Annotated in this window: 21 protein-coding genes; 4 read left to right on the forward strand and 17 right to left on the reverse strand. The window is 59.6% G+C overall.

What is annotated here, in order from left to right; genetic code table 11:
* Nucleotides 1-133: 133 nt before the first annotated feature.
* The 3 genes from EXW71_RS03665 to EXW71_RS03675 all read right to left on the reverse strand — a co-directional run bounded on the left by EXW71_RS03665 (nucleotide 134) and on the right by EXW71_RS03675 (nucleotide 2,904).
* On the reverse strand, nucleotides 134-1,318 hold the full coding sequence (locus EXW71_RS03665) for a sugar transporter (protein WP_134657621.1): 1,185 nt from the start codon (nucleotides 1,316-1,318) through the stop codon (nucleotides 134-136).
* A 123-nt stretch (nucleotides 1,319-1,441) separates the two neighbouring features.
* Nucleotides 1,442-1,801: a type 1 fimbrial protein gene (locus EXW71_RS03670; protein ID WP_123718188.1), complete on the reverse strand. Its 360-nt coding sequence runs from the start codon at nucleotides 1,799-1,801 to the stop codon at nucleotides 1,442-1,444.
* A gap of 104 nt (nucleotides 1,802-1,905) precedes the next feature.
* A complete protein-coding gene (locus EXW71_RS03675) occupies nucleotides 1,906-2,904 on the reverse strand; it encodes a bile acid:sodium symporter family protein (protein ID WP_134657622.1) in 999 nt (332 codons plus the stop codon).
* Nucleotides 2,905-2,989: 85 nt separating this feature from the next.
* Here EXW71_RS03675 and EXW71_RS03680 point away from each other — a divergent pair, with 85 nt between their 5' ends.
* Entirely contained in the window at nucleotides 2,990-3,778 is a 789-nt protein-coding gene (locus tag EXW71_RS03680; protein ID WP_134657623.1) for a helix-turn-helix transcriptional regulator, read from the forward strand.
* Nucleotides 3,779-3,855: 77 nt separating this feature from the next.
* Here the strand turns inward: EXW71_RS03680 and EXW71_RS03685 are convergent, their stop codons facing one another.
* Nucleotides 3,856-4,857 (reverse strand): ABC transporter substrate-binding protein, encoded by a 1,002-nt coding sequence (locus tag EXW71_RS03685; RefSeq protein WP_134657624.1) that lies wholly within the window; start codon nucleotides 4,855-4,857, stop codon nucleotides 3,856-3,858.
* A gap of 167 nt (nucleotides 4,858-5,024) precedes the next feature.
* On the opposite strand from EXW71_RS03685, the gene EXW71_RS03690 reads away from it, so the two are divergent.
* Nucleotides 5,025-5,453 (forward strand): hypothetical protein, encoded by a 429-nt coding sequence (locus EXW71_RS03690; RefSeq protein WP_134657625.1) that lies wholly within the window; start codon nucleotides 5,025-5,027, stop codon nucleotides 5,451-5,453.
* Between the two features lie 180 nt (nucleotides 5,454-5,633).
* Here the strand turns inward: EXW71_RS03690 and EXW71_RS03695 are convergent, their stop codons facing one another.
* The 6 genes from EXW71_RS03695 to EXW71_RS03720 all read right to left on the reverse strand — a co-directional run bounded on the left by EXW71_RS03695 (nucleotide 5,634) and on the right by EXW71_RS03720 (nucleotide 11,684).
* Entirely contained in the window at nucleotides 5,634-7,376 is a 1,743-nt protein-coding gene (locus EXW71_RS03695) for an ABC transporter substrate-binding protein (protein WP_123717731.1), read from the reverse strand.
* Nucleotides 7,377-7,535: 159 nt separating this feature from the next.
* Complete coding sequence (locus EXW71_RS03700; RefSeq protein ID WP_134657626.1) at nucleotides 7,536-7,808, reverse strand: DUF2160 domain-containing protein; 273 nt, start codon at nucleotides 7,806-7,808, stop codon at nucleotides 7,536-7,538.
* 10 nt (nucleotides 7,809-7,818) lie between these two features.
* Complete coding sequence (locus EXW71_RS03705; RefSeq protein ID WP_003174634.1) at nucleotides 7,819-8,619, reverse strand: carbohydrate ABC transporter permease; 801 nt, start codon at nucleotides 8,617-8,619, stop codon at nucleotides 7,819-7,821.
* Nucleotides 8,620-8,629: 10 nt separating this feature from the next.
* Nucleotides 8,630-9,496 carry a carbohydrate ABC transporter permease gene (locus EXW71_RS03710; protein WP_123717733.1) on the reverse strand — a complete coding sequence of 289 codons (867 nt, stop codon included), beginning with the start codon at nucleotides 9,494-9,496 and terminating at the stop codon, nucleotides 8,630-8,632.
* Nucleotides 9,493-10,590, reverse strand: a complete 1,098-nt coding sequence (locus EXW71_RS03715; RefSeq protein ID WP_134657627.1) for an ABC transporter ATP-binding protein — start codon at nucleotides 10,588-10,590, stop codon at nucleotides 9,493-9,495. The genes EXW71_RS03710 and EXW71_RS03715 overlap by 4 nt, the downstream gene beginning before the upstream one ends.
* The gene (locus tag EXW71_RS03720; protein ID WP_123717734.1) at nucleotides 10,590-11,684 is read right to left on the reverse strand and encodes an ABC transporter ATP-binding protein; all 1,095 of its coding nucleotides are present in this window, start codon (nucleotides 11,682-11,684) and stop codon (nucleotides 10,590-10,592) included. Before EXW71_RS03720 ends, EXW71_RS03715 begins: the two co-directional genes overlap by 1 nt.
* Nucleotides 11,685-12,037: 353 nt before the next feature.
* Here EXW71_RS03720 and EXW71_RS03725 point away from each other — a divergent pair, with 353 nt between their 5' ends.
* A complete protein-coding gene (locus EXW71_RS03725) occupies nucleotides 12,038-13,867 on the forward strand; it encodes a sigma-54-dependent Fis family transcriptional regulator (protein WP_134657628.1) in 1,830 nt (609 codons plus the stop codon).
* A 63-nt stretch (nucleotides 13,868-13,930) separates the two neighbouring features.
* On the opposite strand, the gene EXW71_RS03730 is transcribed toward EXW71_RS03725, so the two are convergent.
* From EXW71_RS03730 to EXW71_RS28715, 6 genes are all read right to left on the reverse strand, one after another.
* Nucleotides 13,931-16,048 (reverse strand): TonB-dependent receptor domain-containing protein, encoded by a 2,118-nt coding sequence (locus tag EXW71_RS03730; protein ID WP_134657629.1) that lies wholly within the window; start codon nucleotides 16,046-16,048, stop codon nucleotides 13,931-13,933.
* Nucleotides 16,049-16,189: 141 nt separating this feature from the next.
* On the reverse strand, nucleotides 16,190-16,468 hold the full coding sequence (locus EXW71_RS03735) for a hypothetical protein (RefSeq protein ID WP_134657630.1): 279 nt from the start codon (nucleotides 16,466-16,468) through the stop codon (nucleotides 16,190-16,192).
* Nucleotides 16,469-16,612: 144 nt separating this feature from the next.
* Nucleotides 16,613-17,353, reverse strand: a complete 741-nt coding sequence (locus EXW71_RS03740) for a hypothetical protein (protein ID WP_134657631.1) — start codon at nucleotides 17,351-17,353, stop codon at nucleotides 16,613-16,615.
* Nucleotides 17,354-17,522: 169 nt separating this feature from the next.
* Nucleotides 17,523-18,374 carry a DNA/RNA non-specific endonuclease gene (locus EXW71_RS03745; RefSeq protein ID WP_134657632.1) on the reverse strand — a complete coding sequence of 284 codons (852 nt, stop codon included), beginning with the start codon at nucleotides 18,372-18,374 and terminating at the stop codon, nucleotides 17,523-17,525.
* Between the two features lie 505 nt (nucleotides 18,375-18,879).
* Nucleotides 18,880-19,317 carry a hypothetical protein gene (locus EXW71_RS28975; RefSeq protein ID WP_134657633.1) on the reverse strand — a complete coding sequence of 146 codons (438 nt, stop codon included), beginning with the start codon at nucleotides 19,315-19,317 and terminating at the stop codon, nucleotides 18,880-18,882.
* Between the two features lie 196 nt (nucleotides 19,318-19,513).
* Nucleotides 19,514-19,672, reverse strand: coding sequence for a hypothetical protein (locus EXW71_RS28715; RefSeq protein WP_167659630.1), 159 nt, complete (start codon nucleotides 19,670-19,672; stop codon nucleotides 19,514-19,516).
* A gap of 218 nt (nucleotides 19,673-19,890) precedes the next feature.
* On the opposite strand from EXW71_RS28715, the gene EXW71_RS28720 reads away from it, so the two are divergent.
* On the forward strand, nucleotides 19,891-20,055 hold the full coding sequence (locus EXW71_RS28720) for a hypothetical protein (RefSeq protein WP_167659631.1): 165 nt from the start codon (nucleotides 19,891-19,893) through the stop codon (nucleotides 20,053-20,055).
* A 460-nt stretch (nucleotides 20,056-20,515) separates the two neighbouring features.
* Here the strand turns inward: EXW71_RS28720 and EXW71_RS03760 are convergent, their stop codons facing one another.
* On the reverse strand, nucleotides 20,516-20,704 hold the full coding sequence (locus tag EXW71_RS03760) for a DUF1737 domain-containing protein (RefSeq protein WP_134657634.1): 189 nt from the start codon (nucleotides 20,702-20,704) through the stop codon (nucleotides 20,516-20,518).
* Nucleotides 20,705-20,878 lie beyond the last annotated feature (174 nt).

A 20,878-nucleotide genomic window follows, 5' to 3' on the forward strand; every position in this document is an offset into this window, starting at 1 on the left:
GGCGTCCTGTCGGGTTACCCACGGATCCAATCCTGCGTTCGGCCAGCGTGGTTTAACGGGGCGCCTAGGATCAAGATCTAAAGCAGATCAAAAACACGGCAGGCGGCGCATTCCCATGGAGTGATCGGTCGACTCAACTGGGCGTTACGCCCTGGCCGAAGCGTCGGATCGCCAGGCAGTACCCGACCAGCGCCACGGTCGCCAGCAGCCCGCCCGCCGCGCCGATCCAGGCGAAACCGAAGTGGCTGCCGACCCAACTGCCCATCAGGGCGCCGCCGCCGATGCCGATGTTGTAGATGCCCGAGAACATGGCCATGGCCACGTCGGTGGCGTCCGGTGCAAGCACCAGTACCTTGGACTGCATGGCCAGGCCGAAGCCCATGATTGCGATGCCCCAGAACACGCTCAGGCCGACGAGATAAGACTCTGCGCCACTCAACGGCAGCAGCAAGGCCAGGCATGCCGCCAGCAGGAATACCGCACCGACCACGAACAGATGGGGGTTGAAACGGTGCACCAGGCTGAACAGCAGTGAGCCAATGATGCCGGCGCCGCCGAACACCAGCAGGATCAGGGTGACGGCGTTACCGCTCATGCCCGCCACGCCTTCGACGAAGGGTTCAATGTAGCTGTAGGCGGTGAACTGCGCCGTCACCGTCATGGCGGTGAGCACGTAGAGCGCCACCAGCGCCGGGCGCTTGAACAGCAGCGGCAGGCTACGCAACGAGCCGGAGTTCTGGCTCGGCAACAACGGCAAGGTGCGCGCCAGCCAGAACACCAGGGCGGCCGCGAAAGCGCCGATGACCAGGAACGTGGTGCGCCAGCCCATGGCTTCACCGAGCAGGCGGCCCAGGGGAATGCCTAACACCATCGCCAGGGAGGTGCCGGTAGCGAGCAGGCCGAGGGCCTGCACCTGTTTGCCGGCCGGCGCCAGGCGTACCGCGAGGGACGCGGTGATCGACCAGAACAGCGCGTGGGACAAGGCGATGCCGACACGGCTGAGCATCAGGATGCCGAAGCTGGTGGCGACACTGGAGAGGATATGGCTGGCGATAAACAGGCCGAACAGCACGATAAGCAATTTGCGCCGTTCGACGTTGCGGGTCAGCAGCATCACCGGCAATGACGTCAATGACACGATCCAGGCATAGATGGTGAGCATCAGCCCCACGCTGGCGATGGGCATGTCGAAGCTGCTGCCGATGGCGCTGAGCAGCCCGACGGGGACGAATTCGGTGGTGTTGAATACAAAGGCGGCCAGCGCGAGGGCGATGACCGGTTGCCAGTTGGCTTGGGGGGTTGTGGCTGAAAGGCTCATGGAATGGCGCGGTACTCTGACGGTGATCAAGCGGTCACCCAGGACAAGCGCCGCCGCCGAGTATTCTATAGGTTTCTCGGCGGCCTGTTGACGTTGTTCCTGATCAAACAACCATCAGTTTCATCACGGCGCGGTCAGGGTGACGATGTAGGCCCCCGACTCAATTGGCTTTCCAAGGGCATCCACCAACTGGTACCGCTGGTCGTAATACCGCCCACTGCCGCTGTCGGCCACCAATTTGACATTGGCCACCGCATTGCCCAGTGCCTGTACGGTGCGCACGGGCTGCACATCGAACCGGCTCCCGCGCATAGCCTGCGGGCACCCATTGAGTGCCACTGTCGAGCCGCCCTGCGCAGTCGCTTTGCAACCGGGCTCGACGATACTGCCGTGAAATTGAATGACGCCTGAAGAGGCGGCCATACAAGCCCCCGCCCATACCGCAAGGAAGCCTGTAACCACTGACAAACGTATAACGTTCATGACGACGCCCCTTCTTGGTTGTTAAGAAGGTCATCGTCCGTTCGGACGCAGACTTGAGAGATTTCGTCGCTTTAAGAAATGCCTGATAGCCAGGCGGCGTTACCTCACGGGTCCACTTGCCCCATCAACTCCGGGATGCTTTCCGGCCGTCGGGCATAACGCTGTGCCAATGCCGCGCAGACCATCAACTGAATCTGGTGGAACAGCATCAACGGCAGGATCAGCACGCCCATGGTCGCCCCGGCGAACAACACCTGGGCCATCGGCACGCCCGTCGCCAAGCTCTTCTTCGAGCCGCAGAACAGGATGGTGATACGGTCTTCCTGATTAAAGCCGAACGCCTTGCCCAGCAACGTAGAGGCCACCAGTACCAAGCCCAGCAACACGCAGCAGGCGACCACCAGGCCGCCCAGTTCCCACAGCGGGATCTGGTGCCAGATGCCTTCATTGACCGCTTCGCTGAACGCGCCGTACACCACCAGCAGGATCGACCCCTGATCGACGAATTTGAGCCAGGACTTGTTGCGCCCTACCCACTCTCCGATCCAGCGGCGGGCAATCTGCCCGGCGATGAAGGGCAGCAGCAGTTGCACGCTGATTTTCAGGATGGCGTCGACGGTAGAGCCGCCCTCGCCGTGTACGTTGAGCAACAGCGTCACCAGCAACGGCGTGAGGAAGATACCGAACAGGCTCGACGCCGCTGCGCTGCAAATCGCCGCCGGAATATTGCCGCGCGCCAGCGAAGTAAAGGCAATCGCCGATTGCACCGTGGCCGGTAATGCACAGAGGTAGAGCATGCCCATGTACAGGTCTTTGCCGATCAGCGGCGACAACAAAGGTTTGAGCGCCAGGCCCAGCAACGGGAACAGCACGAAGGTCAGGCTGAACACCAACAAGTGCAGGCGCCAATGGCCGGCGCCGGCGACGATGGCCTGGCGTGACAGTTTGGCGCCATGCAGGAAAAACAGCAGGGCGATGGCCAGGTTGGTCACCCAGCCGAACGCTACGGCGGTTTGCCCGGTGGCGGGCAGCAGCGAAGCGATGATCACCGTGGCTATCAGGGTCAGGGTGAAGTTGTCAGGTAGAAAACGTGGGCGGGTCATGAGCAAGTCGTCCAGGGGTTGCAAAACGCGTCATCGCGACTCTAACGTAATGGCTTGTTACCGACTAACGCCAATGAGCCAGTAAATGCCGCCTAAAGGACACGATAAGACGGTGCGCCGCAGCGTACCCGGGCTGTCCAGCCTGCCCCGACCGGTGTATGGGCGCACCGAATCGCTGCCCAACCGTGCATTGACGCGACGGCACAGCCACCCGTGGGTGCAGCTTTCCTACGCGATTTCCGGGGTGCTGGAAATCCAGACCAGTGCCGGCCGTTTCGTTGCACCGCCCCAGCGCGCCGTGTGGATTCCTGCGGGGGTACCGCACCGGGTGTTCAGTTCGCCGCATACCGAAATGCGCAGCTTATACCTGGATTGCAGCGTCACGACCTGGGCGGCCGAGCGTTGTCAGGTGCTGGAGGTGAGCAGTTTGTTACGCGAGTTGATTCGCAGCTTCAGCGAGCTGCCGGTGGAGTATGCCGAGGACGGGCCGGATGGACGTCTGGCCCAGGTGGTGCTCGATCAGCTCGCCGCCGCCCCGCAGGTGGATTTGATGCTGCCCCTGCCCCATGACCCACGGCTGCGCCAGATCTACCGCAGTTTGAACCTGCACCCGGAGCAACAGACCAAGCTAGGACAGTGGAGCGAAAAACTCGGCGTCAGCGAAAAAACCCTCAGCCGGTCGTTCTTGAGCGACACAGGGCTGACCTTTCGCGCCTGGCGCCAGCGCCTGCGACTGCTGAGTGCCCTGCCCGCCCTGGAACGAGGCGAGCGTGTAACGGATGTGGCGTTGAGTTGTGGATATGAGTCGACGTCGGCGTTCATTGCTGCGTTTCGTCAGCAGTTTGATGCCACCCCAGGTGAGTTCTTTCGCTGACCTGGCTGGGGCCGCTTCGCGGCCCGACGGCAGCAAGCTGCCTCGCCACAATAACTGCGCCTCATCCCACAGGCCGGTCAGCTGCCGTTGCCGCCGTGGGCTTCTTCAAAGAAGTAGTCCTTCCAGCTCGCCGCCTTGTTTTTCAACACGCCCAGCGCCTGGAGTTTCTCGGCGTAGATAAAGGTGCGCTGGGGCACGATGGTGAAATCGATTTCCGGGTCCTGAACGATCTTCTCCACCAGATCCAACGGCAGCTTGGACTGTTCTACACGGATATAGGCCTTGGCGGCCGCGGGTTTGTCGGCCTTGATGATCTGCTCGGCCTCGGCCAGGGCGGCATAGAACGCCTTGTAGGTCTTGGGGTTTTCATCGTGAAATTTCTGCGTGGTGTAGAGCACGTTGAACGACGCCTGCCCACCCAGGATGTCGTAGGAACTGAGCACCTTGTGCACGTTGGGGTTCAACAATTCCTGATACTGGAACGGCGGGCTGGAGAAGTGCGAATTGATCTCTGAACCACCGGCGATCAGCGCAGCGGTTGCATCAGGGTGAGCCAGGCTGATGGAGATGTCGTCGAACTTCTTGTAGTTCGCATCGCCGAACTGCTTGGCGGTCTCGATCTGCAGGGTGCGCGACTGGAAACCTACACCGGCGGCCGGCACGGCGATGCGGTCTTTCTCGGTGAAATCCTTGAGGGTCTTCACGTTGGGGTTGTTGGTCAGCAAATAATTGGGCATCGAACCGAGGGAAGCGATGGCCTTGACGTTCTGCTTGCCCTTGGTACGGTCCCACAGCGTGAGCATTGGCGGCACACCGGCCGAGACCACGTCCAAGGCACCGGCCAGCAGCGATTCATTCATCGCGGTGGCGCCGGAAATGCTGTTCCATTCCACCTGGATATCCAGGCCCTGCTCCTTGCCGTGTTTTTCAATCAGGTGCTGGTCGCGCACCACGTCGAGGATCAGGTAGCCGATGCCGAATTGCTGGGCAATGCTGATCTTGCCTTCGGCCTGGGCGCCGAGACTGATCAAGGCGCTCGCAGCAGCCAGTAGGGTCAGGGAGGAACGCTTGAACGTCATGTAGGAATCTGCCGCGTTTTTAAGAAGGTGATGGAGCGTAGCGGCGATTTTTAAGACGGGAAAAGAATATCGGGATCTATTGTTATGCAAATAATCCCCAAAACCCTGCTCGGCTGGTATTGTTTCGCGCTTTGAAAAACAGCTGCATGCCTGCGAGGAAATCGACGTTGAACACTGACGAAAAAATGACCGGTGACCTGTTCGAGGTGGATAAGCGCCTGTCACTCAAACCCGTGGTGGACTTCAACGCCTATCTGCGCAGCGCGTTCGGCGACGGCCCGTGCACCTGCGTTCGATGCACGGCGGCCAATGGCGATGAAACCGGCTACGCCTTCCAGCACACCTTCGATTTCGACGGCAAACCCACCCACCGCCGTTTCGCCGCTACGGCCGGTAGCGATGTGTTGCAAGTGTTGAAGAAGGCGTGGTTGTCGTACACCAAAGCTGAGTTGCCGCTCAGTGGCATATTGGCACTGGACACGGTGAAGGAGTTTGTCGAGCCGCAACTGCACAAGCGCCTGGCGCCGCTTTTTTTGGCCAGTGGTCTGGTCAAGGAAGTAGAGGGAGCGCTGCAGGTTCAGCCGCAAGCGGCCTGAACGCCCGCCGTCATCTCCATCACGGCATCCGGTACAGCGTATTCAAAGGCGGCCTTGGCGAGCCGGGTGAAAGTCCGGGACGGTGTTCAAGTAATACCCAGGCAACGCCCCTCATCCAGCGCGCCCGCCTGAACGTAAAACGGCACGCAAGCGTGCCGTTTTAGCGTCTTTGCCCAACCGTTACTTACGCGCCGCCTCCCACGACTTGAGCAAGTCGCTGTAAGCCACCGTTTCGCCTTTCGGTTTCTCGTTGGCCAGTTTCGGCTTCGGCGCGCCCGGCTGGTCGAACCAGTATTGCGCGTCGCGCTCGGGGTTCATTTTCGGACCGCACACCGGCTGCACCTTGGAGCGTTCCAGGCGTGTCATGATCGCGTCCTGTTCCTTGGCCAGGTTGTCGAGGGCTTGTTGCGGAGTTTTCTCGCCACTGGCGGCGGCCGCGATGTTGCTCCACCACAGTTGCGCCAGGCGCGGGTAGTCGGGCACGTTGGTACCGGTCGGGGTCCACTCCACCCGTGCCGGACTGCGATAGAACTCCACCAGGCCACCGAGTTTCGGCGCCAGGTCGGTCATGGCCTGGGAGTTGATGTCAGACTCTCGAATCGGCGTAAGACCAACGATGGTTTTCTTCAGCGAGACGGTTTTCGAGGTCACGAACTGGGCGTAGAGCCAGGCCGCGAGTTTCTGTTTCTCCGGCGTCGACTTGAGGAAGGTCCAGGAACCTACGTCCTGATAACCCTTCTTCATCCCCTTCTCCCAGTAAGGCCCCACCGGCGATGGCGCCATGCGCCATTTCGGCGTGCCGTCGGCGTTTACCACCGGCAGGCCCGGCTTGGTCATGTCGGCGGTAAACGCGGTGTACCAGAAGATCTGCTGGGCGATGTTGCCCTGGGACGGCACCGGGCCCGATTCGGAGAAGGTCATGCCCGCCGCTTCCGGCGGCGCGTACGCTTTCATCCAGTCCACGTATTTTTGCGTGGCGAACACGGCGGCCGGGCCGTTGGTGTCGCCGCCACGGGTCACGCTGGAACCGACCGGATGGCAGTCCTCCACACGAATGCCCCACTCGTCCACCGGCAAGCCGTTGGGCAAGCCTTTGTCGCCGCCGCCGGCCATGGAAAACCAGGCATCGGTGAAGCGCCAGCCCAGGGACGGGTCTTTCTTGCCGTAGTCCATATGACCGTAGATGCGCTTGCCGTCGATCTCCTTGACGTCTTCGCTGAAGAATTTGGCAATGTCTTCATAGGCCGACCAGTTCACCGGCACGCCGAGGTCATAGCCGTATTTTTCCTTGAACTTGGCTTTCAACTCCGGACGCTCGAACCAGTCGGCGCGGAACCAATACAGGTTGGCAAATTGCTGGTCAGGCAACTGGTAGATCTTGCCGTCCGGCGCGGTGGTGAAGGAAAGGCCGATAAAATCCTTGATATCCAGGGTTGGCGAGGTGAAGTCCTTGCCTTCGTTGGCCATCAAATCGGTGATGGATTCGGTCTTGCCGTAGCGAAAGTGCGTACCGATCAAATCGGAATCGTTGACCCAGCCGTCGTAGATGTTCTTGTCGGACTGCATCTGGGTTTGCAGTTTCTCCACCACGTCGCCCTCCTGCAGCAGGTCATGGGTCAACTTGATGCCGGTGATTTCGCTGAACGCTTTGGCCAGCACCTTGGATTCATATTCGTGGGTGGTCAGGGTTTCCGACACCACGTTGATCTTCATCCCACGGAACGGTTCCGACGCCTTGATAAACCACTTCAACTCTTCGAGCTGCTGGGCTTCGGTGAGCGTGGACGGTTTGAACTCACTGCCGACCCATTTTTTCGCGGCATCTTCATACGCATCGGCCCACGCCGCAGCGCTCAAACCGCTGAGGGCCAGTACGGCGGCCAATGAAATGCTATGTCGCAGCTTATTGTTTTTATCGAACATAGAGACCTCCTGGTTATTTTCAAACGGGACTTGCGAACACAACATCTGCAGGAGCGGGCTTGCTCGCGAAAAACTCACAGACGCCGCGGGCGACCTGAAGCACCGCGTTATCGTTGACGATCTTCGCGAGCAAGCTCGCTCCTGCAAGGTGCTGGGCCACTAGCCCCAACGCATCACACACAACAGCCACACCAGGGACAGCGCGGTGGCCACCCAGATGCTCCAGCCGGTGACGCCGATTACCAGCAGATGCAGGTAGGCGCTGCCGAGAAGACCGATAAACAAGCGATCACCACGGGTGGTGTTGATCGGTAGAAAACCGCGCCGCGGGATACTTGGCGAGCGCAGCTCCCACGTGGTCATGCCCGCCAGCAGCAGGGCAATCGCCGCGAAGAACAGTGCAGTGGGGGTGGTCCAGGCCATCCATTCCATGATCGACTCCTCAGACCCGGCCCAGGGCAAAGCCCTTGGCCACGTGGTTGCGAACAAACCAAATCACCAGCATGCCGGGCAGGATGGTCAACACTCCCGCCGCTGCCAGCACGCCCCAATCGATACCCGAAGCCGAGACCGTGCGAGTCATCACCGCCGCGATCGGCTTGGCGTTGACCGAAGTCAGCGTGCGCGCCAGCAACAGTTCGACCCAGGAAAACATGAAGCAGAAAAACGCCGTGACACCAATGCCCGAGCCAATCAGCGGGATAAAAATCTTCACAAAAAACTTGGGAAAGCTATAACCGTCGATGTAGGCCGTTTCGTCGATTTCCTTGGGGACGCCGGACATGAACCCCTCCAGAATCCACACCGCCAACGGCACGTTGAACAAGCAATGGGCCAGGGCCACCGCAATATGCGTGTCGAATAGACCGATGGACGAGTACAGCTGGAAAAACGGCAGCAAGAACACCGCCGGCGGCGCCATGCGATTGGTCAGCAGCCAGAAAAACAGGTGCTTGTCGCCGAGGAAGCGGTAGCGCGAAAACGCATAGGCCGCCGGCAACGCCACGCTCAAGGAGATCACCGTGTTCAGGCTTACGTAGTACAGCGAGTTGAGGTAGCCGGTGTACCAGCTCGGGTCGGTGAAAATGACCTTGTAGTTGGCCAGGGTGAAGTCCTGCGGAAACAGCGTCAGCCCACCGAGGATTTCGGTGTTGCTCTTGAAGGACATGTTCAACAGCCAATAGATCGGCACCAGCAGGAACAGGATGTAGATCAGCAGCGGAATAACCTTGCGCTTGCTCATGTTGGCGGCCTCAGCGGTTGGCGTCGGAATGGGTCATGGCGGTGTAGAACAGCCAGGACACCAACAGGATGATCAGGAAATACACCAGGGAAAACGCCGCAGCCGGGCCGAGGTCGAATTGGCCTACGGCCATCTGGGTCAGCGTCTGGCTCAGGAACGTGGTGGCATTACCCGGCCCGCCACCGGTGAGGACGAAGGGTTCGGTGTAGATCATGAAGCTGTCCATGAAGCGCAGCATCACGGCAATCAGCAGTACGCTTTTCATCTTCGGCAACTGGATATGCCGGAACACCGCCCAGGCCGATGCACGATCTATGCGTGCGGCCTGGTAGTAAACGTCCGGGATCGCACGTAACCCTGAGTAGCACAACAGCGCGACCAGTGAAGTCCAGTGCCAGACATCCATGACCAGCACGGTGACCCAGGCGTCCGCCGTGTTGGCCGCATAGTTGTAGCTGATGCCCATCGCGTTGAGGCTGGAACCGAGCAAGCCGATGTCGGCGCGGCCGAATATCTGCCAGATGGTGCCGACGACGTTCCATGGGATCAGCAGCGGAATGGCGAGGATGATCAGCACCAGCGACGACCAGCGGCCCTTGGTCGGCATGGTCAGGGCAATGGCGATGCCCAGCGGGATTTCGATCAGCAGCACACACGCCGAATAGATGAACTGGCGCAGCAATGAGTCGTGCAAACGGGGGTCGAGCAGCACCTGCTTGTACCAGTCGGCACCGACAAAGTAGCGGCTGGACTGGTCAAAGATGTCCTGCACCGAATAGTTGACCACGGTCATCATGGGGATCACCGCACTGAACGCCACCAGCAGGAACACCGGCAGCACCAGCCACCAGGCTTTGTTGTTCTGCACCTTGTTCATGGCTGCACCTCCAGCAGATAGTCATCGGTGTAAACCATCAACCATTGCGCGGGGAAGCTGATGGAGGCCTTGCCTACGGGCACCGGTTTGTCTTCGGCCAGGCGTACCTTGAGCAGTGCGCCGTCGAGGTTGAGGGTCATGATCTTGTAGGTACCGAGGTCTTCGAGGTGAGAGACATCAGCCTGCAGCGCATCAGGGTTGTACTCGTCCCACACGTGGATGAATTCCGGACGAATCCCCACTTGCAGTTTCTTGTAGTCGGTATCGGCAATGCGTTGCTGCAACGCCTCGGCCAATGGCAGTAACGTCCCGGCGAAGCCCACGCCGCCCGCCTCGGCCCGCACTTCGATCAGGTTCATGCCTGGGCTGCCGATGAAATAGCCGACAAAGGTGTGGCTGGGCCGCTCGAACAGCTCACGCGGGGTACCGAACTGCACGATCTGCCCGCCGTACATCACCGCAATCTTGTCGGCAAAGGTCGACGCCTCAAGTTGGTCGTGGGTGACGTAGACCATGGTGATATTGAACTGCTCGTGAATCTGCTTGAGTTTGCGCCGCAGTTTCCATTTGAGGTGTGGGTCGATCACCGTCAACGGCTCGTCAAACAGGATCGCCGACACATCGTCGCGCACCAGGCCCCGGCCCATGGAGACTTTCTGCTTTTCGTCGGCGCTGAGGTTGCGGGCTTTTTTGCTCAGCAGGTTTTGCAAGTCGAGGACTTCGGCAATTTCCTGCACTTTGCTGTGAACTTTCGCCTCGGCCATGCCCTGGTTGCGCAGCGGAAACGCAAGGTTGTCGAACACCGTCATGGTGTCGTACACCACCGGGAACTGAAATACCTGGGCGATGTTGCGTTTTTCCGGGGTGAGGTGATTGACCACTTGGCCGTCAAACAGCACTTGGCCTTCAGACGGGCTGAGCAAACCGGAGATGATATTGAGCAAGGTCGACTTGCCGCAGCCTGACGGTCCCAGCAACGCGTAGGCACCACCCTGCTCCCATACGTGGTCCATTTCCCGAATGGCGTAATCCTCTGGGCCACTCGGCGTAGGGTTGTAGCTATGGGCAAGGCTCTGCAAGTGGATCTCGGCCATCAGGCAACCCTCGCGATACGACGCCCGGGCGCCTGGAGCAGGCGTCCCTGGCCATCGAATACAAACAACTTATGGGTGGGGATATACACGCGGATCGGCGCGTCGACATCGTACTCATGCACCCCCGGCAGGTGCAGCACCAGCAGGAAGTGTTCGCTGCGCACATGCAGGAAGGTTTCCGAGCCACTGATCTCCGCGACTTCCACAGTCACTGCCAACTCCAGATCATCGTCGTTGCTCGGCACCAGGCTGATATGGCTGGGACGCACGCCAAACCGGAACTCGCCTTCACCGAGACCGCGCAGGTCGACGTTCAGCGGGAAGTGCACAAAATGGGCGAAGCTCACCTCGTTGCCGCTGATGCGCCCGGGCATCAGGTTGATCGGCGGTTCGGAAAACAGCTCGGCGGCCAGCACCGTGTGCGGCTGGTGATACACCTCGGCCGCCTTGCCGCTCTGGATCACCCGGCCCTCGTGAAGAATGGTGGTGGTGCCCCCCAGGGCCAGGGCTTCGTTGGGCTCGGTGGTGGCATAAATGGCGATGGTGTGGCGCGCCTTGAACAATTCGCGCATTTCCTGGCGCAGTTCTTCACGCAGTTTGTAGTCCAGGTTCACCAGCGGCTCATCGAACAGGATCAACTCGGCGTCTTTCACCAAGGCGCGAGCCATGGCCGTGCGCTGCTGCTGGCCACCCGACAGCTCCAGCGGGTGGCGTTGCAGGAACTTTTCGATGCGCAGCATCCTGGCGGTTTCCAGCACTTTGCTTTGGATCACATCGTGCGCAATCCCCGCTTGGCGTAACGGCGAAGCGATGTTTTCGAATACGGTCATGGTCGGGTAGTTGATGAACTGCTGGTACACCATCGACACGTTGCGCAAGCGCACCGGCTGGTGGGTGACGTCCACGCCGTTCATCAGGATGCGGCCGCTGTCGGGCTTGTCCAGGCCGGCCATCAAGCGCATCAGGCTGGTTTTGCCGGAGAGCGTGCGGCCGAGCAATACGTTGAACGAACCGGCTTCGAAGCGCAGGTTGGCGTCGTCGATCCAGGTCTGGCCTTCGACGACGCGGGACACATGTTCCAGGGTCAATGACATGACGCGCCCTTTCTTATTATTGGAATGAATCTGTCCGGCTGTCAGAGCGAGATTCGTGCCAGAACGCCAATCGCTTGATGTGCAAGGAAAAGAGCAAAACAGCCTGTTGAGGGTTGAACACAAATGAACAACCCGGGGTTGACAATGAACAGTACTGAACAACACTCTTCGGACTCGATTGAGCGGACAACACCGGCCAATTACCGGAGTGGGCTTGCTCCCGATGGCGATGTGTCAGTCAATTCATGTGGGGCTGTTCCACCGTAATCGGGAGCAAGCCCAGTCCCACCCTTTGATTCGGTTCAACCGTTAGATCGTGCAAGATCCCATAACAATAAAAAGAAGGTCGCCCCATGGCCGAACCCTTGGCTCACGACACGCTTATCCAGGAGTCCTGGCGCCGTTGCCGCGCCTTCGGCCTGGATCACCAGAGCACGCCCAGCTTCGACCTGCTGCCCGCCGAGGGCATCAGCCAACTGCTGGAAAGCCAGCATTCTCTGGTGCAGACCACCCACCAGGAAGTGCTGCCCTATTACGAAAACATCCTCAGTAACTCCAACTGCCTGATCATGCTGGCCGACAATCAGGGCCAGGTCCTGACGTCATGGGGCACCCAGCGCTTCATCACGCCGAAGCTGGCGCGTGGGTTCAACCCTGGTGCCAGTTGGCGGGAAAGCGCCACCGGCACCAACGCCATCGGCACCGCGCTGGCCTGTGCCGAGGCGGTGCATATCGAGCACGACGAGCATTTCCTCAAGGCCAACCGTTTCATGACCGGCTCGGCCGCGCCGATCTTCGATGCCCAGCGTGAAATCATCGCGGTGCTGGATGTGTCCAGTGACAGCTACCTGCCCCCCTCCCACACCCTGGGCATGGTCAAGATGATGAGCCAGACCGTGGAGAACCGGCTGATCCTCAACCTGTTTCGTGGCGAACATTTCCAACTGACCTTCAACACCGGCCTGAACAACCTCGACAGCCAATGGGCCGGCCTGCTGATCTTTGACGAAAGCGGCCAGGTGCTGTCCGCCAACCGCCGCGCGGATAATTTGTTGGGCATCAGTTTGTCGCGAGTGATGATCGACAGTTTGTTCAAAGTGTCGTTGCTGGAGTTGTTGAACCAACCGGAGGGGCTGCCGTTTTCGCTCCAGGCCGCGGGACGCAATCGGTTCCAATGCGTATTGAAACGACCGAAGAAAACCCCGGTACAGGCGCGGTTCTTCAATGCTCCCACGCCCAGTGAAGCGGTACCGGCAAAATCCACCGTGATCGGCCTCAAGGCCCTACACTTCGGCGATAGCCGCGTGGAGAAGGCGGTGCGCCAGGCCGAGCGCTTGCTGGAGAAAGATATTCCGCTGCTGATCCATGGCGAAACCGGCGTGGGCAAGGAAGTGTTCGTCAAAGCCCTGCACCTGGCCAGTTCCCGTAGCCGGCAGGCCTTCATCGCGGTGAATTGTGCGGCGATTCCCGCGGAACTGGTGGAGTCGGAGCTGTTCGGTTATGAAAAAGGTGCCTTCACCGGCGCCAACCAAAAAGGCAGCATTGGCCTGATCCGCAAGGCCGACAAGGGCACGCTGTTCCTCGACGAAATCGGCGATATGCCGCTGCCGACTCAAGCCCGCTTGCTGCGGGTGCTGCAGGAGCGCTGCGTGCAACCGGTGGGGAGCAGCGAGCTATTCCCGGTGGATTTACGCATCATCTCGGCGACTAATCGCGTGTTGAGAGAGTGGGTGCAGGCCGGTCGATTTCGTGAGGACTTGTACTACCGTATTGGCGGCCTGGCCCTGGAATTGCCACCCTTGCGCGAGCGCGCCGACAAGCAGGCTCTGTTCCAGCAACTCTGGCAACAACACCGCGAACCCACCCAGCGCGCCGGTTTGAGCGCTGAAGTACTGAGGTTGTTCGAACAGCACCCATGGCCGGGCAACTTGCGCCAGGCAAGCAGTGTGCTGCAGGTCGCGTTGGCGATGGCTGAAGACCGGCCGGTTCGTCCTGAACACCTGCCGGATGACTTTTTCGTCGACCTGAAAAGCGCTGCGCCGCCGCCCCAGGAATACCTGAGTGACGACCTCGACCTGACGCAACGCTTGAAGGCGGTGGGCGGGAATATTTCCCACCTGGCGCGGGAACTGGGCGTCAGTCGCAATACCCTGTACAAGCGCCTGCGCCAGAACGACGGCTGAGCCGGCGCGGCTTGACTGCCTGCACCTGCGCGCAACAGCCCTGCTCATTCGCGCCTTAGCAGTTCAACGCCAGCTCCATGACACGCCGGTGTAGATGCCACGGCCATCGGCCGGTGTAGACCGCGCCATATCCATGCCTTTGTCGTCGTACCCCGGGGTGACGGTATTGGCATAGCGACGATTGGTCAGGTTGCGCAAGTCGACCCAAGCCTGCCAATCCTGCTTGGGCGCGTCGTAGCCGAAGGTGGCACCCAGTGTGGTGTAAGCCGCGGCATAGTAGGAATTGGCGTAGTCCACCGCCACCCGCGACGCGTGTTCGGTATTGAGGCTGGTGTAGAAACCCGTCGGATGGCTGTAGCGCAGTTGCGCCTGGTAATAGTGCTTGGGGATACCGGGCAAGGTGTTGCCACCGAAACGGTCGTCGTCGCGGTAGTGGAAGTCGCTGAAGGTGTAGGCCTGACGCAGGGCGAGCTGGCCCGCGCGCCCACCGTCCCACAACGCACTGAGCAGGCTCAGTTCCACGCCCTGGTGAATCGTGGGGCTGGCGTTGTTTTCGGCGGTGATGGCATTGGTGGTAGCGGTCTGCGCCTGGGTTTCCACCGTGAGCAGTTCGTGGCGCACTTCGGAGCGGTACAGCGCCAGGTCCCACTGGCCGAACCATTGCTCGCCACGGCCGCCGACTTCCAGGGTGGTGGCGGTCTGGTTTTTCAGGCTCACGCCTTCGCGCTGCAAGCCGGTGGCCGCGCCACTGCCTTTAGGAAAGTATTTGTTGGAACCCCAGATCATCGACCACGCATGCGGCGGCTCCACCGAACGGCTCAGGTTGCCGTATACCTGCAATTGCGGAGAGAAGTCATAACGCAGGCCGATACGCGGTGCGTAGTCCCAATCGTGCTGGCTGAGCGGTGCCTGCCCTTCGGGGTAGGTGACCTGGGTTTCGCGCCGCGTGTAGATCGCCGCCAGGCCGGTGGTCAACCACAGATCGGGGACCAGCTCCAGGTCATTACCGATATGCAGCACGGTGTCGGAGCCCAGATAGCTGTAGTCGCGGGTCTTGGTGCCGGGCGCGTAGCCGGCGGTATTCCCGGCAGGCGTGCGTACATATTCTGAGGCACCGTTGTTGGGCATCGCCTGGGTGGTGCGCAGGCCGAGGGTGGTTTTGCTGTCGTGGCCGAACAGCGTGTCCTGGCGGATGTAGTTGAGGGTACTGCTGATATCGGTGTAGGCAACTTTCAGGCGGTTGGTGCCTTCGCGCAGGTCCATCGGGTAGTCGTGGTAGGCCAGGCCGGCCTCGACCCGGGAATTGTCGTCCAGCTGCAAGGTGGTCTTGTTCGCGATCCAGGTGGAGCCCGGTTGCAAACGCTTGGAATCGCGGGCGGCGTTGAGGCTGTTGGCCGCCTGCGGGTCGTGGCTGATCTGGGCGCGGGTGAGTTTGCCCGGGGTGTCGTTGGTGGTTTCGCGGTAACGGAAATAGAAGCGGGTTTCCAGGTCCGGGTTGAAGCGGTAGCCGAAGTTGGCGGCGACGCCCTTGCCGGTGCCTGCACTCTGGTGCTGGTAGCCGTCGGACTCCGAATCCGTGAGGCTGATGTAGTAATCCGCAGCCCCCAGGACCTGGCCCGAACTGATTTCGCGCTGGGCGTAGCCACGACTGCCCGCTTCATAGCGCACCTGCAGCTTGGGCGCGTCGTAGCCGGTGCGGGTGACGTAGTTGACCGAACCACCGAGAGCCAGCGCGCCTTGATCAAACCCATTGGCGCCACGCAACACCTCGACCCGGCTCTGCCACAACGGGTCCTTGAGTTCGTAGGGTGTGCCGCCAGGGCCGGTCAGTGGCAAACCATCGAGCATTTCATAAAGACCGGAAGCGTGTGCGCCAGGGCTGCGGTTCAGGCCCGAACCGCGAATGGACAGCTTCACGCCTTCGTTATTCGCCGCCTTGGCATACACCCCGGCCTGATATTTGAACACGTCTTCGTTGGTACTGACCCGGCCCTGTTGCACATTGTCCATGTCGATGAAATTGGTGCCGCCGGGTACATTCTTGAGCTCGGCCTGAGCCACTTCGCCGGCGCTGGCTTCATTACTGGTAACTTCGACCGGCGCCAATTGCACCTCTTCGGCGTGCGCGATTGAACTGAAGGCCAGGGCGGCAAAAAGCAGTGGAGGTCGTCGCAACAACATGGGCGTGTCCTTGGAATGCAGGGGCATGAAAGGCCGTGGCCATCACGCGAATAGTGATGGGAAGGCGGGTGGCTCCCTGAGGTCACGTCTGATTAATGCGCCGCCCCCTTCCCTGACCAAGGCCGCAGAGAACCGACGGTTTTACTGCCCTTGAGCAGCAGGGGACGCCAACGCCACCATCAGTTCATCCGCCTCCGATCCCAGTGGAAACCTGAACCCCTGCATTTCATCTTCGGACAGAATTTCGGCGAGGGTGTCGCGTAATTGCGCTTCAGTCGGCGATTCCCGCAGCAACTTGTGTGCGGCCAATAACACACTCGCGCAAACCCCTTGGACACTCGCGGCGTCGATAACGGCAAAGAGGATAAATCGCAGGCGAATCTCGCGATCAGTAGGCCAAACCGTTTTTTGCTTACCCAAAGCACGCACTCGTTTTTAAGAAAAGTCCGAGGCTATGGCCGACGGGGGCGGCGTTTCAAGGGAAGGGGCAGCGGATCGTCCGATTCCTACGCAGGAAAAGGAAACACCGCACTGTCGGATCAATGCATGCTGCGACGGTGCCGGTTACTGCACCGGCAAGAAATTCATCAGCAACAGACTTTGTGCGTAATTGAGCCCGACGCGCCGGTAACGCTCATCGAGCATTTGGGTCAGCAGGTCCAGGCGCGCAACAATCTTGCCGAACTCAACGGCAAAACTGAGGTTGCTGCCCTCCTCCGATATTTCATTGGAAAACAGCAGCAATACGCCATTGGCATCCTGGCGCTGCCCGAGCAGCCAGGTAGCCTTCTCGATGTTGCGCGCGGCATTGCTGACAAACTGCGGGTTGATCGAGTCGGTCATATAAAACTGGGTGCGGCCACCATGGGCGGTCACGAGCATGCTGCCGATCGCATAGATGAACGCGCCAACCCGGTCACCGCGAAATTCCGGGCTCAGCGAATAGCTCAACGCAGCCAGGTCACGACGCGTGCCCAATGCCGGCAAAGGTTGTTGGTTTTCGATGGCCTGGCGAATTTCCCGCGCAGCAGTCACCGCATCCGGATAACCCGATTGGCGCCACTGGTTGGGGTTACGCAGATAGAGCTTGTTCATCAGTAGATAGAGGCTTTGCAGGTTGTCGCGCATGCCCAGCGTCGCCATGCGATCAACACTGGTCTGAAAGAACTCATCGGGCTTGCCATTGCTGAACTGCCTGGCGATATCGCGCCCCTGTTGCTGGCTGCAACCGGTCGCGCACAGCATCCACGCCGTTGCGAGCAGCAGCGGCCATTGGGTGATAAAAACAGTGAGCGATCGATCCATCGGTACCGGGTCAGGTTCTGCGGGCAACGCGCCGAATGCGCGTCGCCGGGACAGTGATAGATCAGGAAAATGCAAAAAAGTGCAGCGCAAAGCGGTACCGAGGCTCAAGTTCCGCTTTGCTCATACCGTTGAACAGGCTGCCGGCCTTGGCAGCCAGTCAGGCCACACCTCAAGTCGCTTTGCATCCGATGCGGGCAGGCAGCTGACCCTGCCTGGACTTCAAAGCGGCTTGAACCGGTTGCGGCAAGTTGCTCCAGAACGTGAGCCCGGATCGCTCCTCGATCTGGTTCACGGTCACCTGATAATCACAAAAAGCCGCGCCCTTCGGGGTTTCCTGATTCATCACGAACGAGGCATAAACACCGTCCTGCGGCGAACTGCCGACGAAGATGATTTTCCAGTAGCCGCTTGGGATGGTGTGGACCTTGTTCGTGCCGGGAAGCGTACCGACAAAGTGCTCGTACAGCGGCCCGGTGACAACGTACACCTGGTCCACGCCGGCCTCTTTGGCGAGGTTTCTCTCCTGGTCTTCCAGGCGCGCCCACGGCCCCTGGTTCAGATCAGACTTCTGCGGGGTAATGTTCGACAGGTAGTTGAGGGTTGGCCAGTCCGCCACACCGGCCATTGACGCCAGGTTGGCCTGATGGCCGCGATCGACCTTGAGCGCGACATTGGCGCCGTTGTAATCCACGGGGTCGAGGGTTTCTCCGGCCGGAATATCCGGGTCCGTCGCCCAGTTGCGCGCCCGCCCGCTCGCCGGTGTGTTCTTGGTGATTCGGTACGATACCCAGTTCGCGAACTTGGTCGAACCGTTGTTGTTCAGGGTATATGCCTGACGATTCAACGTCAGAGGACTGCCGCCGGTAGGGCAGCCTACGCCACAGTTATCGAACGCCGGCGCCTGTCCCGGCATCACCTGGGTGGCAACCGCAGACTCGTGTGTTCTATCGGTGGTGGTACAGGCGGCAACAAGCGGGATCAACAAAAACGCCAGGTGTTTGAACTTCATACTTCCTTGCATGGTGTAGCTCCTTGTGGGTGAAGCAATCGTACCGATCATTCGGAAATCAGCTACAACGGTTCCTCCGTTGTCTGACGTAAGCATTCAACCACAAGAACGTTTCAATGTGAGGGCTGTGATTGCCTCAAGGACAGGTGTCGATCAATGGTGCGCAGGAAATGGCAGCCTGTAGCGCTACAGGCCGCCCTTGGATGTTGAGTCGTCAGTCATCCCGATCGTCGTGATCACGGTGGTAATTGCGGTCATACCTACGATCATCGTAGCGACGGCCTCGCCCTTGATCGTTGTCATCGCCCTGGTCGTAGTACCTGCGGTCATGATCGTAGTGCCTGTAATGATCACGACCGTACCCTCCTCCGTCGTCCCAGAGAGGTACACAACCACCCAGCAAGAGAAGGCCGGTGGTGGCCAAAAGTATTGCTGCTGCGCGTTTCATTCTGAATGTCCTGAAAGCTGGATACGTATGCCCCACCCAATCTGCGGCCTGGCATTTCGCGAACAGCATTTAGTGGGAGGTTGAGATGCCGGCCTTGCTCAATCCCTTGGCGTTGTGATCCCCCGGCGTAGTCGCCGAGATCGCCGTGGCCTTCGATAGCCCTTGGGTTGTTTTAGCGTGCGCTACGCCTGAAGTGGCAAGCCCATGGCCCTGATCATTTTTGAGACCACGGCCAACGTGATTGCCACTCACGCCATGATCTCGAACACCCTTGGCGTCATGGTCGATTTCGTGACCTTCAGCGAGACCTTTACCCGCGGAACCCGCCGAGTGACCAGCACCTGCATGGCCGCCCCCACCGCCGCCATTGCCACCGCCACCGTGCCCGCCACCGTCTTTCGCATAGGCAGAAGCCACGACAGACAGTCCCGCGGGCAGCAAAGGCGCAGCGGCAAACATCATTGCGCACGACACAACGGCAACTAAGGATTTCTTTTTAAAGCGCATGGAGGTATCCATCGGGCGGGGTTGAACTGCATGTCACATCTGACACAGTTCGTTACATTCGGTTCAACGCAGGCGACAAATGGATACGCCGCAATCAGCTAGGACAATCAGGTAGGTTCTGGGCGCTCAATGGCGGTTTTTAACGTAAAAAGCCAGTCATTGATGACTGGCTCATTAGAAGACGCGGAGTGGCAATTTAAGTCGAGCGACCCTCGCCACGATTTTGTTGTTTTTTTACGCCTTTTCCGCTCTTTCGTTCGTATTGATGGTGAATAAACCAGGCGACCAAAAGCAGGCCAGCCAGGGAAAATATGAACAGCAACAGCTCTATTGCAAGACCTTCGTGTGAAAACATCTTTCGTTCCTCATCCTGAAGTCGCACGACCTTGAATGGGTCGAACCCGAAATTATTCGTAACAATTCAAACATTTTCAGGGTAGACGGCAAAAGCGGGTGTGGCAACCCTGAATTGCCTCGTAACTCTTGATCTAGACGGGTTGATGCTCCATCCACTGCTGTGCCAAGGGCACTTCTCAACAAGATCGGGCTGCCCAGATAGCGGAGCGTGGGCGCTTGAGCAGGCTGTGGGAAGAGCATTGCCCGGCTAGCCTCGGTCAGGACGAAGCCTGGAAGATGATGGGGCTGACCCGAGCGCTGTCTGGATTTGCGGCGGCGGTCTATTTGAACCTGGGCATACGGCGTGGGGATGGTTTCGAGCAGATAGAAGGCGTCGTCTAGATCCACGGCAGCGACTTTGAAGCGGCACGCCACAGGCTGTCGTGCGGAACAATCCTGGCGCGGTGCGAGCGCGGCATCGGACCGCAGCCATTCACTTACCACTGACACAACAGCCTAACCCAACCCTCTACATGCCTGGCGGTGAGCGATAGAAAGAACTCGCCCAGGCCAGAAGCAAGTCCCCCGGTTAAGGCTGCTGTAAGATCTGGCTGGGCGAGGCGCAGGACCATAACTAAGGCCTCACTCGAAATATGTAGGAATTTTCCTAAGATTCACAAATAAAACCGCCCAGATTGCTGTCGCAAACTCCATCTTGAAGCTCCTAACCCCCTACGCAGCTGCCAAAATCCGCATGTCGTGGCCTCGTTGGTTTGGTGGGACTGCAGCACTTTTTTTGTGTTGAGGGGGGGCAGATGCAAAAAACCCAGCGCGGGGCTGGGTTTCTTGTATGCAGGCACGACTACTCGGCGGGGCTCCAAATCACTGCCTGCGCCACTACAACGTATTCGCCGTTGAAGGTTGCAGCTGGCGAGCCATAAAGCTGGTAACCCAGCGCGAGGGCTTCAGATACTCGATGACAAAAGGATGCGTCATCCTTGCCTGTCAGTATCCGGTAAATGGGTAAACCTTCGGGAGGTGTGTTCTTCATTGGAGCGCCTACTGGAGTAGTTAAAAAAAGCACGCGGCTATCTGGAAATGCCTCCTCAAGCGTGAGTGACTGTAGCACCGAGGACCAGGTGCAAAAAGCCCGGACAGAAGCCGAAAACAAATCCAGCGTTGAAGACTAAACAGAGGAAAACTCCGCTCGTCAAGCGAGCCGCGA

The organism is Pseudomonas sp. BCA17 (assembly GCF_004519405.1).
Taxonomy (GTDB): domain Bacteria; phylum Pseudomonadota; class Gammaproteobacteria; order Pseudomonadales; family Pseudomonadaceae; genus Aquipseudomonas.